14 protein-coding genes are annotated in these 13,621 nt (G+C 40.2%); 9 read left to right on the plus strand and 5 right to left on the minus strand.

All coding sequences use genetic code 11. The annotated features are described in order from the left end of the window. Window positions 1-11: 11 nt before the first annotated feature. The 3 genes from HM131_RS06165 to HM131_RS06175 all read left to right on the plus strand — a co-directional run bounded on the left by HM131_RS06165 (window position 12) and on the right by HM131_RS06175 (window position 4,904). Window positions 12-752, plus strand: a complete 741-nt coding sequence (locus tag HM131_RS06165; protein WP_085028924.1) for an SIS domain-containing protein — start codon at window positions 12-14, stop codon at window positions 750-752. Window positions 753-930: 178 nt separating this feature from the next. Continuing rightward, window positions 931-2,841, plus strand: coding sequence for a BglG family transcription antiterminator (locus tag HM131_RS06170; protein WP_085028925.1), 1,911 nt, complete (start codon window positions 931-933; stop codon window positions 2,839-2,841). Window positions 2,842-2,945: 104 nt separating this feature from the next. Continuing rightward, on the plus strand, window positions 2,946-4,904 hold the full coding sequence (locus HM131_RS06175; protein ID WP_085028926.1) for a fructose-specific PTS transporter subunit EIIC: 1,959 nt from the start codon (window positions 2,946-2,948) through the stop codon (window positions 4,902-4,904). A 139-nt stretch (window positions 4,905-5,043) separates the two neighbouring features. Here HM131_RS06175 and HM131_RS06180 read toward each other — a convergent pair whose 3' ends face one another. The 5 genes from HM131_RS06180 to HM131_RS06200 all read right to left on the minus strand — a co-directional run bounded on the left by HM131_RS06180 (window position 5,044) and on the right by HM131_RS06200 (window position 9,862). Further along, window positions 5,044-5,904 carry an STAS domain-containing protein gene (locus HM131_RS06180; RefSeq protein ID WP_085028927.1) on the minus strand — a complete coding sequence of 287 codons (861 nt, stop codon included), beginning with the start codon at window positions 5,902-5,904 and terminating at the stop codon, window positions 5,044-5,046. 226 nt (window positions 5,905-6,130) lie between these two features. Then, the gene (locus HM131_RS06185; RefSeq protein ID WP_085028928.1) at window positions 6,131-7,327 is read right to left on the minus strand and encodes a S8 family peptidase; all 1,197 of its coding nucleotides are present in this window, start codon (window positions 7,325-7,327) and stop codon (window positions 6,131-6,133) included. A gap of 230 nt (window positions 7,328-7,557) precedes the next feature. Next, window positions 7,558-8,280: an amino acid ABC transporter ATP-binding protein gene (locus HM131_RS06190; RefSeq protein ID WP_085031841.1), complete on the minus strand. Its 723-nt coding sequence runs from the start codon at window positions 8,278-8,280 to the stop codon at window positions 7,558-7,560. Next, window positions 8,280-8,936: an amino acid ABC transporter permease gene (locus HM131_RS06195; protein WP_085028929.1), complete on the minus strand. Its 657-nt coding sequence runs from the start codon at window positions 8,934-8,936 to the stop codon at window positions 8,280-8,282. Before HM131_RS06195 ends, HM131_RS06190 begins: the two co-directional genes overlap by 1 nt. A gap of 107 nt (window positions 8,937-9,043) precedes the next feature. Beyond that, on the minus strand, window positions 9,044-9,862 hold the full coding sequence (locus tag HM131_RS06200) for a glutamine ABC transporter substrate-binding protein (RefSeq protein WP_085028930.1): 819 nt from the start codon (window positions 9,860-9,862) through the stop codon (window positions 9,044-9,046). Window positions 9,863-10,510: 648 nt separating this feature from the next. Here HM131_RS06200 and gvpQ point away from each other — a divergent pair. From gvpQ to HM131_RS06230, 6 genes are all read left to right on the plus strand, one after another. Next, on the plus strand, window positions 10,511-11,017 hold the full coding sequence (gvpQ, locus tag HM131_RS06205; RefSeq protein WP_085028931.1) for a gas vesicle protein GvpQ: 507 nt from the start codon (window positions 10,511-10,513) through the stop codon (window positions 11,015-11,017). A gap of 20 nt (window positions 11,018-11,037) precedes the next feature. Continuing rightward, window positions 11,038-11,331, plus strand: a complete 294-nt coding sequence (gvpA, locus tag HM131_RS06210) for a gas vesicle structural protein GvpA (RefSeq protein WP_085028932.1) — start codon at window positions 11,038-11,040, stop codon at window positions 11,329-11,331. 69 nt (window positions 11,332-11,400) lie between these two features. Then, window positions 11,401-11,658 carry a gas vesicle protein GvpO gene (gene gvpO / locus HM131_RS06215; protein ID WP_085028933.1) on the plus strand — a complete coding sequence of 86 codons (258 nt, stop codon included), beginning with the start codon at window positions 11,401-11,403 and terminating at the stop codon, window positions 11,656-11,658. 18 nt (window positions 11,659-11,676) lie between these two features. Beyond that, window positions 11,677-12,582, plus strand: coding sequence for a gas vesicle protein GvpN (gene gvpN / locus HM131_RS06220; protein ID WP_085028934.1), 906 nt, complete (start codon window positions 11,677-11,679; stop codon window positions 12,580-12,582). A 12-nt stretch (window positions 12,583-12,594) separates the two neighbouring features. Beyond that, a complete protein-coding gene (locus tag HM131_RS06225; RefSeq protein ID WP_085028935.1) occupies window positions 12,595-13,359 on the plus strand; it encodes a GvpL/GvpF family gas vesicle protein in 765 nt (254 codons plus the stop codon). Next, entirely contained in the window at window positions 13,356-13,607 is a 252-nt protein-coding gene (locus HM131_RS06230; RefSeq protein WP_085031843.1) for a gas vesicle protein GvpG, read from the plus strand. Before HM131_RS06225 ends, HM131_RS06230 begins: the two co-directional genes overlap by 4 nt. Window positions 13,608-13,621: the final 14 nt, after the last annotated feature.

The following is a 13,621-nucleotide window of genomic DNA, read 5'->3' on the forward strand; positions in this document are numbered from 1 at the left end:
GGAAGAGCGATTTGATACAGGCGTATTTTGATCAAGTTCAAGCCTTGTTGGAAAAAGCAATAGATTCTCAAAGAAATACGTTGGAAGAAGCCGCTAAACATATAGTTGAATCCATTGAGCTTGGCGGAATCGTGCACTTATTTGGCACCGGCCATTCCCATATGCTCGCTGAAGAAGGCTTCTATCGTGCTGGGGGACTGGCTGCGATACGCCCGATTTTTATTGAGAGTTTGATGCTTCATGAAGGAGCAGTACGCAGCTCGAATTTAGAGCGTCAGGAAGGTCTAGCAGAAACTTTTTTGAAAGATGAAGATATACGCCCAGAGGACGTACTTGTAGTCATCTCCACTTCCGGGAAGAATCCTGTTCCTGTGGATGTGGCTTTATGGGGAAAAGAAAAAGGAGCGTTCATCATTTCTCTTTCCTCTCATCACTATACGGAGCAGCAGTCTTCACGCCATAACAGTGGAAAGTATCTCAGTGAAATTGCCGATATCGCAATAGATAACGGAAGCCCTATCGGCGACGCTGTCTTAAAACACGAAGCTCTTCCTGTCCCGTTTTCCTCAACTTCGACGGTGGTTGGCGCTGCTCTTATGAATGCGATGTTTGCTGAGGTCATTGGGGTATTGGCTGATAAGGGTGAGGAACCGCCAGTTTTCCTAAGTGGGAACGTCGAAGGGGCTGCGGAACATAACCAGAAATTGATGGAACGATACGCTCATCGTATTGATTTCGGTAAACTAGATTAATTAACGAAGAGTCTTGCTACGTGCAAGACTCTTTTATTTAGGCTTGTTTATACTTTCATTTATTTCCACCTCAGGTCATCCAGATTCTGGATGACCTGAGGTGGAAGAAAAAGGTTGGCATCACAAATCATCATCAGATAGAATGAAAGTGGTTTCATAAAGATAGAAGGTGTTCTAAATGAACGAAAGACAGACAAATTTAATCCAAAAGCTGCTATTTCATGAAGCTGAACCACTACGTGTACAGCAGCTTGCTGATGAACTAGACTGTTCAGAGAAAACGGTTCGTAATGATTTAAAAATTATTGAGAAGTTTTTAAGAGAGTATTCCTCAGCTAATTTGATTCGCAAACCCGGAATAGGAGTACAGCTTTCAATTGATGAAGTAGAGAAAAAGAAAATTTTCAATATCTTATATCAATCTGAAGGGAATACCGAGCAAGATCGGCTGATAGAGATCGGTTATCGATTACTGGTAGAAAACAAGCCGTTAACGCTCCAAAACTTAACCGAACACTATTTTGCTACTCCTTCAGAAATTCGTAATGATTTATTAATGATCTCCAAATGGCTGCATTCTTTCGACCTTGAAGTCGTATCAAAGCAACGACTTGGTAGTGTGGTGAAGGGAGATGAACTAGATAAACGTAATGCTCTAGCCCATTTGCCTGAACTTGTTTCTGATAAAAGTTATTCAAGCGAATACATTTTGCAATTGTTTCCAAAGTATGAAGCACGTCTTGTCAGCCGCTCGATCACTAGAATGTTAGAGCAATGGAATTGGGAGTTGTCTGAAGAAAAAGTAGAGAGTTTGATTATACACGCACTGGTGATGATGAAAAGAACGAGACAATCCTCTTCTATCATTCTGACACCTCAAGAGATTCATAAAGCGCAACAATCTAAAGAATATGTAATGACTGAAGATTTTTTGGCTCCTATAGAAACAATGATGAAACTCCAACTTCCTGACTCGGAAAAAACTTATTTTACATGGCATTTAATGAGCTGCAATCACAATGGATTAGCTGATAATTTTAACAGTGAGACTAATCAGCTTACGAATAAAATCCTATATCAACTGACTACACAGCTGCAAATCATGACGATGACAGATTTCAGAAGTGATTCTATCCTTATGGATGGTCTGAAGGTTCACCTTCCTCCAACTATACATCGGGTACAGTACGGTTTATCGATTCGTAATCCAATGCTATATGAAATAAAAAAAATGTATCCATATATGTTCAGTATGATTGTGATGGCATTAGAGGATGTGAATAAAACCTATTCAATAAAGATACCTGAAGATGAAGCTGCTTATTTAGTCCTTCATTTTCAAGCCTCTATTGAGCGATTACAAAAAAAGAGAGAAACAAAGAAGAGAGTTTTGATCGTCTGTGAATTAGGAGTTGGCATGTCCCATCTATTACAGGCGAAGTTAGAACAATCCTATAAAGGAATGGAGATTATTGCGTGTATAGGAGTGCGAGATCTAGATGATATGATGCAGAAGCAATCCATAGACTTTATATTATCAACGAGAGAACTCGATGAGCAAAACGTCCCGCACCTTGTCATTTCTCCCCTGTTAAAAGCAGAGGATCGAAAAAAGCTGGACCAATTCTTACAACAGTCTTCACAAAAACCTCTATTTTCCAATGAACTGTGGGAGTTGTTGAATAACGGGGCATCTCATTTTAGAGTGGAACCGATGCATAAGTATGAAGTAATCGAGATGCTAGGTAGGGATCTTGCAGAAAGAGAGTTAGTCACCCCTACTTTTCCACACAGAGCGGTCATGCGAGAGAGAACTTCCGCTACGGCTATTGGTGGAGGAATTGCCATCCCACATGCTCCACCAGAAGAGGTGAATGAGTCTTGCATTGCTTTAGCAGTAATGAAGGAACCAATTGAATGGGCTAATGAACGTGTTTCTATTATATTTCTTCTAGCAATTGCCAAACAGGATCAAGCAAAGATTCGTTCATTAATGCATATGATTTCACGTATGAGTACAAAACCAGAAGTAGTTCAACAGATCATTAAAGCCAGACATATAAAAGAATTAGAACAGGTGATAGGATAATTGATAATCATTCATTTTACCGGAAGTCCGGTAAAAATGAATGATTTTTTTATAGGCTTTCCGGTTTATGATGAAATTAGGAATTGGACGAAAGGAGAATGGTTATGAAAATACTTGCCGTAACAGCTTGTCCTGTTGGTATTGCGCACACCTATATGGCTGCTGAAAATTTACAAAAAGCAGCTGATGAAATGGGCGTAGAAATTAAAGTGGAAACCCAGGGGTCTATAGGCGTAGAAAATGCTTTGACTGAGAAAGACATAGAAGAAGCGGATGGAATCATCATTGCTAGTGACAAAGAGGTCTCTAAGGAGCGATTTGGTGGTAAACCACTCATTGTGGTAGGTGTCCAAGAAGGAATTCGTCAGCCAAAAGAGTTGCTTCAACGTTTTAAGGAAGGAGATATATCCGTTTACAAAGGTTCAATGCCATCTGCAGAAACGGTAAAAAAACAAAAGAAGGATAAAGAGAATCCTATTTATCGACACTTGATGAACGGGGTCTCTTATATGATTCCATTCATCGTTATCGGTGGACTGTTAATTGCCATTGCTTTAGCTGTTGGAGGTGAACAAACGCCTGGAGGTTTAAAGATACCTGACAATTCATTTTGGAAACAGATTGAGAGCTTAGGAGCAGCTTCTTTCAGCTTTATGGTTCCCATTTTAGCTGGTTTCATTTCCGTAAGTATTGCTGACCGACCTGGACTAGCTCCTGGCTTGATCGGTGGATACATTGCTGCGAACGGAAGTTTCTATGGAAGTGAAGCAGGAGCAGGGTTTATCGGAGGAATTATTGCAGGATTTTTAGCAGGATATGTGGTTCTAGGGATTAAGAAGATTAAGGTTCCTCAAGCCATCCAACCCGTTATGCCAATTATATTTATCCCTGTTATCGCGTCATTAGTTGTTGGGTTGCTATTTATTTTTGTAATTGGCGCACCTGTCGCTGGTATTTTTGAAGGATTGACTCAGTGGCTTGAAGGTATGCAAGGGACGAGTTCTATTGTTCTCGCATTGATATTAGGTGGAATGATCGCTGTAGATATGGGAGGGCCATTTAATAAAGTCGCTTTCTTATTCGGCGCGGCCATGATTGCAGAAGGAAATTACGAGATTATGGGGCCAATTGCCGTAGCCATTTGTATCCCGCCTCTAGGTATGGGGTTGGCTACTTTTATTAATAAAAAGAAATATCAACAAGCAGAACGTGAAACAGGAAAAGCCTCCTTTACAATGGGATTGTTCGGCATTACTGAGGGCGCTATTCCTTTTGCTGCGCAGGATCCATTACGTGTAATCCCTAGCATAGTCGTTGGTTCAATGGTTGGGTCTGTAATTGCGATGCTAAGCAGTGTTGGTGACAGAGTTGCCCATGGAGGTCCGATTGTTGCAGTACTAGGAGCCGTAGACAATGTTCTTATGTTCTTTATTGCAGCTGCAGTGGGTATTGTCGTTACAGCCTTGATGGTGAACGCTTTAAAAAAAGATGTCGCTATCGCAGGTATGCCAAATACTGGTACGATTGAAAAGTTACCCAAAGACGAGGCATTTCAACAACAAGATTCAATACAAGCAGACCAAAAACTTGAGAAGACACCTTCCATTACTAAATTGACGGATATTACTACACCAGAGTTAATTGATACTGAATTAAGCGGCCAAACGAGGAATGAAGTAATTGAGGAACTGATCCAGAAATTGGTTGATCAGGATGTCGTGAAATCTGGTGGGGATTTCAAGCAGGCCATACTAAACCGTGAAATGGAAAGTACAACAGGTCTTGGAATGAATATTGCGATTCCACATGGGAAATCAGAAGCAGTGAATAAACCGGCTGTTGTATTTGGAATAAAACGTGAGGGTGTTGACTGGAACAGTATGGATGGTTCTGATGCCAAACTCATCTTCATGATTGCTGTACCAAAAGATCGAAAAGGAGATGATCATTTGAAGATTCTCCAAATGCTATCTAGGAAGTTAATGGATCATTCATTTAGAGAGGAATTGTTGAACACTACAAACAAACAAGAAGCTTATCAGTTGTTAGAATCGATCCAATAAAGGTAAAAGTGTATTATATATAATCCTCAGGTCATCCAAATTATGAGATAAACACCTAAAATATGGATGACCTGAGGTGACAGAATATGGGTGTTAAATAAGAAAAGCACAGGAGATGATTGTCTCCTGTGCTTTTATGTTATTTACCATTTTCAATTAATGAAAAACCGATATACTTCATAGCTGCTTCTAAATTAAAGACAGTTTTTGTATTCAGCCTATGGAGTTGAGTATTATTCACTTCATTTTTAGCGAGCTCTGGGGTTATACCAGTAATGATAGTTTCAATTCCCATCAATTCCAATGATTGTACGAGATCAATTAATACTTGAGGAAAGTCGTTATCAATAATCGATAACCCAGAAACATCAACAATAAAATAGTCAATTTCATATTGAGCACCATAATCTAATACGTCTTTAAGAATTTTTTCAGCTCGATAATCATCAATAATCCCTTGAACAGTTAGAACAGATACGCCTTCTGTAATTGGGATAATCGGAACATTTAAAAGGCTCATATTATACTTGGTTTCATCTAGTTCAACTAGATGCGAAAGGACGTCCGCCATTGACTTTAGAAACATGATATCATCGTCACTAAAATCCTTCTCTTCTCTATCCATTACACATAGCGTACCGAATACCTCGCCACTGGTATCTCTTAAAGTAACTCCTAAAAAACCTTTGACGTTTAGTTGTGGAGTGACGTCTAAGTTTCTGGTTAAAACATCTGTCGTTAAGTCTCTGGTTGTCATGTGACTGTCTTCGTTCGAAATGATAATCCGACAATAAGTCCCTCCGTATTCGACAGAATAACCTTCTGGAATAATCTCTTCGGTTTCGTTGAAAGAGCTCAGCACCGTCATTTCCTTTTGTCCCCGTTTTGTTACATAAGCGGTATTAACGTTTAATCGGCTGCTGATCGTCTTAAATAATTTCTTTGAAGCCTTTCTCAGAGAGTGGAATTGAGAAGTATCCAGGTTGTAGCCTTTTGACATAGAAGCCCTCCTAGTGAAAGCTTTAAACTAACTGATAGATTTATAGATTCATTTTATCACAATAATCTTCAATACTTCGATCATCACCAATTGTAATCTCCAATTTATGTCACCTCAGGTCATCCAGATTCTGGATGACCTGAGGTGACATAATCTCCCATCAAAAAGACGCCTGAGCAATGTCAGGCGTCAAAATAGGGGAGGTTTTTGTATTACATCAAATAGATTAATAGGTTACGGCATCGTAAGAGTTGATCAAGCCATGCTCGAAGTAGTAGCCTGTTCCGCTGATCGAATCTGCCGTTTGTTCAATTGCAGCCCGTATATTTGAGTTCGAGCGTCCTTGTGAAGCTAACAGACCCGCAAGCCCAGCTACGTGTGGTGAAGCCATGGATGTGCCTGACATATACATGTATCCATTATTAGGTGTTGTAGAAGCGATCGATACACCTGGTGCGGTTACATCTACCCAAGTTCCGTAGTTGGAGAAAGATGCTTTTCTATTGTATTGGTCCACAGCACCGACGGCTATGACATTGGTATACGATGCTGGTTCGAATGTTGTAGAAACACCGTCATTACCAGCTGCTGCAATAATGACAGACCCTTTGCTCCAAGCATAGTTAACAGCGTTTTCAAGCGTTTGTGTATCACAGTTACAACCGAGGGATAAGTTGATGACTTCAGCGCCTGCATCAGCAGAATAACGAATCGCATCAGCGATATCGTTTAATGATCCGCTTCCACTCGCATCCAATGCACGAACAGCAAGAATATTCGTATTTGGAGCCATACCCGCGACCCCTCGGGCATTGTTTGTTTCTGCAGCAGCTGTTCCAGCCACGTGTGTTCCGTGGTTGTTCAAGTCCATCGGGTCGTTATCGTTGTCAACAAAATCATAGCCTTTGATCGTCTTGCCGTCTAAATCGGGATGGTTGTAGTCAACTCCCGTATCGATTACAGCGATCTCTTGGCTGTTGGAACCACGGGTCACATTCCAGGCAGCCTCTGTATCTGTATTTTGCGGTCCGTATTGGTATCCGCTATAATAAGTGTCGTTTGGTGTCCAGGTCGCTTCGAATATGTAATTGGGTTCAGCATACTCGACGTTTGGGTTATTATTAAGCGCTTTGACGACGGCTTCCACATTTCCGACCTTCAATACTTTCACATTCTTATCTTCAGCTACTTCTTGATCAATGGTTTTGGCACCAAAGCTTTCAAGTTGATTCGATTTTAGTGACTTTCCTTCTTTAAACTTGACGACAACTTCACCTTTCACATACTGCCCCTTTTCTTCCTGCACGTTCACAGATTTTTTCTTTTCCAGGGTGTCTGACTTGGCGGCAAATACATCACCGGCTGATGGCAAAAAAGCGAGTGAGGCGGCAAGACCTAATGTAGCTAGTTTTCTTAACTTCATTCCACATTCCTCCTATTAAAGATATACTCTATGAATTCGCACAAAGCGGGTGAATTCCTGCGAAATCGGACTTGGGATAGTTGCGTAAAGTCAACATGACTAAGACCCCTTAAAAAAGACTACTTTCCCAAGTTTCTAGATAAATAGGCTAATCAACCTGGATGTGGAGAGGGAATTTGCGACAAAAAACCCCATTCCAAAACGATTTACGTTTTGGAATGGGGGTGAAGTTACAATACTTTGCTTAAGAACTCCTGTGTCCGTGGATTGCTAGGATTGCCAAAGATTTTTTCTGGTTTGTCTTCTTCCATTATGATGCCTTCGTCCATGAAGATGACACGGTCTCCCATTTCCCGGGCGAAGCCCATTTCGTGGGTTACAACGACCATGGTCATTCCCTCTTTTGCAAGATTCTTCATGACGTTTAAAACATCACCGACAAGCTCAGGGTCAAGGGCGGAAGTCGGCTCATCGAAAAGCATAATTTTTGGTTCCATCGCTAAGGAACGGGCAATGGCTACCCTTTGTTTTTGCCCGCCAGATAAGCTTTCTGGATAGACATCTGCTTTATCAGACAGACCTACCTTTTCGAGCAGCGGGTAAGCGTCTTTTTCTGCCTGATCCTTGCTGACACCTTTAATTTTTCTTGGACCGAGCGTAATATTATCAAGTACGGTCATATGCGGGAAAAGGTTAAAGTGCTGAAATACCATTCCCACACGAGAACGAACTTCGTTAATATTAATTTTCGGATCTGTAAGATTATCTCCTTCAATGAAGACGTCCCCTGAGGTTACTTCTTCAAGCAAATTTAAACAGCGTAGTAAGGTACTTTTTCCAGACCCTGATGGACCAATTACACATACCACTTCTTTTTCCTCAACTTCAAGGTCGATCCCTTTTAATACTTCATTTTTACCAAATGATTTATGCAAGTCTTTTACGGTGATCATCATACGTCAAGTCTCCTCTCTACTCTACGTAAATAAAGCGCTGTTGGTACAGTGATGGCAAGATACATGAGACAGACCATTGTCAAAGCTTCAAAAGCTGCAAAAGTAATCCCATAATATTGCTGACCCATATACAGCAATTCACCGACAGCGATAACGGAGAATAGTGAGGTATCCTTCAAACTAATAACGAATTGGTTACCAAGTGGCGGAATCATTCTCCTGAAGGCTTGAGGCCAGATGATATATCTCATCGTTTGGCCACGTGTTAACCCTAGAGAACGCCCAGCTTCGTTCTGTCCTTTATCAATGGAGTACACAGCACCACGAACAATCTCTGCGATGTAGGCACCGGCGTTGACGGCAATCGCGATGATGGATGCTGTAATTTTATCAATATTAAAGCCAAGTAAGTCCGGAAGTCCAAAGTAGATAAATAGGATTTGAGCAAGAATTGGTGTTCCCCGTAATACTTCAACGTATATAGAAGAAAGTACATAAATGAGTTTGTTCTTTGATAGTCGTGCTAGTCCGACGATTGCTCCTAGGATGAAGCCAAAAAGTAATCCTACCGCAGTTATGAGAAGGGTATAACCTAACCCCTGCCATAAAAAGGGTAGGACCCGCACAAAGTGCGAATCTAATAGTGCTTCCATGTGAAAAGACGCCCCTTATCTCTTAATGTATTTAGTTCAATGGTGTTTAGTAAGTAGAATGGAAAAGCGTAACAAGTGTCCAACCTGCCACGCTTTCCCGGATTTTCTTATTCAGATGATTCCGTACCGTATTTACGCTCTCCAAACCATTCTTCATAAATATCATCATACTTTCCATTATCTATTAAAGTTTGAAGGGCTTCGTTTACGTCATCAACGAGTTCAGACCCTTTAGGAAAAGCGATTCCGTATTGTTCCCCTTGAAGAACATCTCCAACGGTTTTTAGTTCTCCTTTAGCATCATTATTCACATAGTATTTAACGTTAGGTACGTCATACATGACAGCATCAACACGACCAGCTTGAAGATCCATGTAGGCTTCAACAATACCTGGGAACGTCACAACTTCCGCATCTGGGTGGTTGTCTTTCAAGTATGTTTCACTTGTTGTACCTGAACGTGTGGCTACTTTTTTACCAGCCAAATCAGCTTCGGATTTTATTTCTTCATTATCTGCCTGTACGGCAAGGATTAGACCTGCATCGTAGTATGGATCAGAGAAATCGATGGTCTTTTCACGTTCTTCTGTAATTGTCATACCGGCAATACCGATATCATATCTAGATGATTGCATACCAGTGACAACTCCATCGAACTTCATAGATTCAATATCAACTTGAAAACCTGCTTCGTCCGCAATTGCGCGGATCAAGTCCATATCAAACCCTTCCATTTTTCCTGTATCTTCGTTTAGGAATTCGAAAGGAACGAAGTTGTTATCGGTAGCGACTGTATATGTCTCTCCGCCGTCGCTGCCAGAATCGGATCCTTCATCCCCGGAGCCAGAATTCTCTTCTGAACTTCCGCATGCGGCTAGAACAAGTATCAATAGGATACTTGCCACCATAAAGTAAAACTTTTTCATATTATTTTCTCCCCCTTTAATCTTTTACAGTTCTATTATCTCAAATTGTTCTATTAATTTGAAAATTCGTAATTATTCTTAATTTAGCAAAAAACGATAATATTCCGATGTTTTCTTAGAAAAAACCTATATTTATTATCATTTACTCCTGTTCTTGCGTGAATGCTTTGTTTGGTGTTCGTGAAATGATGATTTTTCTGGTAAGAGAGGTAGTTTATGAGAATAATAGAGTTATTTTAATAGGAAGTATTTGTAGCTATCCTTAGATGAAGATTATACAGACTAATGATATATCGAAGGTAAAGGCAGCGAGTTAAGAATAGAAAGGAATTCATAAAGTAGTTACCTCTCTTTTAAAGAGGGGTTTTTGTATTTTAAAACCACCAAACATCTATCTGTAAAAAAATTAACAAAAATATCAAAAATAATCCTTTTGTAATATTTGTAATTTATAGGGAGGGAGAAGGGGTTCTTTTCATTATCTAGATAGGGGAAAGGTAGTAATTGAATGTAACAATCAAGTAAAAAACTACCATTTTCAATGATATCTTTCAAAAGGAAGGTTTTACATTCAAGTGTGTGGGAAGAAAGGTAAATAAAATTACTAAAAGCTTTCCCACTATAATAACCTCTAAAAGGGTGGTGAGAATGATCAATCAAGTAGAAGAAAACAATCAAGGAAAAGCCACTGAGGAGGAATCCATCAAAGAAAAAGTTGAAGGGGGTGTTAAAGAAGCTGCTGCTGCTATAAGAAAAAAAGCGCCTACCTTCTCCAAAATTATAAGGAAGTCAGATAACCCTATGGAAGCACATGAACATGCGACCGATGAAATGCAGGATACAGCAGGAGATTACTTCGAAAACCAATTTCAAAATTACCTACAACAAAAAACTTCCGCAAATGCGGACAAAGTTCATAATAAGGCGCAAGAAGCAAAAGAAAAAATGCAGGAAAACTTGCTTCAACTGAAAGAAAAGATTGATTCAGTCAAGGAGTCTGGAGAAGAGCTTCAAGAAAAAATCGGTGATAACTCCAATCGAAGAGTGAAGGGCGTTCAGGACATCAAAAGTGTTTCCCAAATAAAGAGCTCTTCAGATATTAAAGGGCCGAAGGATGTTAAAGGTTTGGCTGACATTAAAACTTATCATCGTTAACTTTTGAAAGGAGAATGAATATGGCTATTCAAAAATCAACTGATAGTTCAAGTCTTGCTGAGGTCGTTGACCGTATTTTGGATAAAGGGATTGTGATCGATGCATTTGCCCGGGTTTCCGTTGTGGGGATAGAATTGATCACCATTGAAGCGAGAGTCGTAATTGCAAGTGTGGAAACTTGGATGCGCTACGCAGAAGCGGTTGGATTACTAAGAGACGAAGTCCAGGAAGAAGGCTTAGGCGGACGCTTAGGGGAGCAAGAATCATCTCCGTCTAAACAATCAAACGAACGTAGCGGTGAATTCAGTATTTAATGGAGTTAAGGAGGGTTGGGCATCATCCCGGCCCTCTCATTCCTATGAGGAAGGTGTTTGTGAAAAATTATGAAGATATTAGATAAAATTACGGATTTTTTTAAAGAAAATATTGCTCCTCCACATAAAATCATCTCCGTAAAAAAGAACGAAGAAGGATGGAGAGCACTCGTAGAAATTATAGAGGAAAAAGATTATATGCGTAAATATGCTCAAGATGAAATGGTCGGTCTTTATGAAGTATTTCTTGATCAAGACCAGGAAGTGACCGGTTTCTCCAGATTAAGCCTACGCTATCGCGCTGATCTGGAAGAACAAGCCGAATAGGAAGAGAGGGTATGGCAAGTGACAAGACTGATTAAAACAAAATCTGTACCTGAGGGAAAAGAAGGTGTGTATGACCATCCCTTTTTCCAAGGATTAATAAGACGATCGCTCCGTTATTTATCTTCTGGCTACCCTGTCCACTTTACAGGACCGTCAGGAGTTGGAAAAACAACCCTTGCCCTTCATATAGCGAACAAACGACAGCGGCCGGTATTAATGATTAGCGGGAATGAGGATTTATCTAATGATGATTTAATCGGTGCTTATAAGGGGTACAGCCGAAAAAAATCCGACGACAATTTTATTAGAACGGTCAGGAAAATTGAAGAAGAAGTAACGGAAAGCTGGGTTGAGGGCAGGTTGTATGAAGCAGTAAAAAATGGTTACACCGTTGTCTACGATGAATTCACTAGATCGCGGCCGGATACCAATAACCTTTTTTTATCTGTAATCGAAGAAAAACTCTTGCCTCTATATGGAGCAAAAAGTAAGGACTCACACATAAAAGTTCATCCGGACTTCTCTCTCATCTTTACGAGTAATCCCACAGAATACGTAGGTATCTATGAAACTCAGGATGCCTTGCTGGACCGTATGATCACAATCCCTTTTCAAATGATGGGCAAAGAAGCTCAAGTAGCTGTAGTCAGAGAACGAACATTGATCGAATCGTCGAAAGCAGAAAAGATTGTTGGCTTGTTGGAAAAAGTGAACGAGTTATGCGAGGACACCCAAGATGGATTAAGTCTGAGGGCCTCTATTATGATCGCAGACATTGCAGAAAAGTATGAAATTCCAATTGATGGAAATAACGAAGACTTTCAAAACCTGTTACTTGACACAACATTTTTCACTTTAAATTTGTGTAATGAAGATACTGAGGATTTACGAGAAAGAATTCTTGGTGTGTGCAGGAATGTTTAGGAGGATTTGAAAATGGCAGAGGAAAATGGGGTATATGTTTTTTGTTGTATCCACGTAGAAGATGAAAAGGACTTTGGTTCCGTTCATTTTGAAGGGGAAGACCGACCGATCTTTACAGTTTCGTATAAAGATGCAGCAATGGTAGCCATCGAAGCACCAATTAAAATCTATCATCCGAAAAAAGATAATTTGATGAAGCACCAGCAAGTCATTTCCAATGTTATGGAAAACGAGAACGCCGTCGTCCCAATAAGCTTCGGTAATGTGTTCCAATCCCTTGAAGACACCGAAGTTCTTTTGAAAAATTTGTATCCACAGCTCGCAAAGCTGTTCCCTGAAGTTTCGAATAAGATTGAAATCGGCCTGAAGGTAGTAGGGAAAAAAGAATGGCTGGAGAATCAAGTTGAGCAAAATGAAGGAGTCATGAAGCAGAAACAAAACGTGGCTAATAAATCGGAGGCTGCCGGTTATTTCGATCGAATCAAGTTAGGTGAAATGGCGCAGAACTTCTTCAACAAGCTAAAAAAGGAAGTGGAACACGATATACACGAATCTCTCACAAAGTTGTCAGTGTCTGCGAAGTCTAATGAAACGCTGGGAGAGAAAATGTTATTGAACGGGGCGTATTTAATTGATCGTGATAAGGAAGAAGCTTTTGATAAAAAAGTAAACGATTTGCACGAGCGTTGGAAGGGCAAAGTTGATTTTAAGTACACGGGACCGTGGCCAGCTTATAATTTCATCAATATCAAATTAAAGGTGGAGGAGCCAACATGATTCATAAATTATTCACTTCCCCAATCAACTTGATTGTAAAAGTCGGTGAACACGTCAAAGAAGAAGTGGATAAGGAAATGTATGATTTGGAACACATTCAAAAGAAGCTCATCCAACTGCAAATGATGTATGAGCTTGAGGAAATTTCTGAGGAAACCTATCAATCTCAAGAAGAAGTTCTGCTTGAACGTTATGAAGTTGCAAAAAGGATGGAAATGGAGCAATGGGAAGAGCTGACGAAACGGTAGCAGGGGGCAGCATA

Source organism: Halobacillus mangrovi, assembly GCF_002097535.1.
Lineage (GTDB): Bacteria > Bacillota > Bacilli > Bacillales > Halobacillaceae > Halobacillus > Halobacillus mangrovi_A.